Raw genomic sequence first — 740 nt, 5'->3', positions numbered from 1 at the left:
CGGCGCGTGCGGACGATCTGCTGCCCGTGGAATACTTCCACGTCGTCTTCACCCTTCCGGCGGAGATCGCTCAGATCGCCTGGTGGAACAAGAAGGCCATCTACGGTCTCCTGTTCCGCGCCTCGGCCGAGACCGTCATGACCATCGCGGCCGATCCCAAGCGCCTCGGCGCCCGGGTCGGCATGACCAGCGTGCTGCATACCTGGGGCTCGGCGCTGATGCACCATCCCCACATCCACATGATCGTCCCCGGCGGCGGCCTATCGCTGGACGGCACGAAGTGGGTCGCCTGCCGCCCCGGGTTCTTCCTACATGTGCGGGTGCTGTCGCGGCTGTTCCGGCGCCTGTTTCTGGAGGGGCTGAGAGATCTGCACCACACCGGTCAACTGGCCTTCTTCGGCGATCTTGCCGAGCTGGCCGACGCGGACACCTTCACGGGATGGCTCGCCCCGTTCCGCAAATCCGACTGGGTCGTCTATGCCAAGCCGCCCTTCGGAGGACCCGAGGCCGTGCTGGCCTACCTGAGCCGCTACACGCACAGGGTCGCCATCTCAAACGCTCGCCTGGTCAGCGCGGATGCCGATACCGTCGCCTTTTGCTGGAAGGATTACCGCATCAAATCCGGCGACCGGAAAAAGGTCATGCGGCTGGCCACGCCCGAGTTCATCCGCCGCTTCCTGAGTTCGCCCTGAACAATTCCTAACCTACTGATTCTCAGCGCAGATCACGCTGGAGCGCTG

Annotated in this window: 1 pseudogene; it reads left to right on the top strand. The window is 64.6% G+C overall.

Annotated features, from left to right (window positions below):
* Positions 1-680, top strand: a pseudogene (locus DDE13_RS22605) (IS91 family transposase); the annotation flags it as partial.
* Positions 681-740: the final 60 nt, after the last annotated feature.

Origin of the sequence: Meridianimarinicoccus zhengii (assembly GCF_003254465.1) — a bacterium.
Taxonomy (GTDB): Bacteria; Pseudomonadota; Alphaproteobacteria; order Rhodobacterales; family Rhodobacteraceae; genus Meridianimarinicoccus; species Meridianimarinicoccus zhengii.
This window is presented reverse-complemented; position numbering and strand designations above follow the sequence as displayed.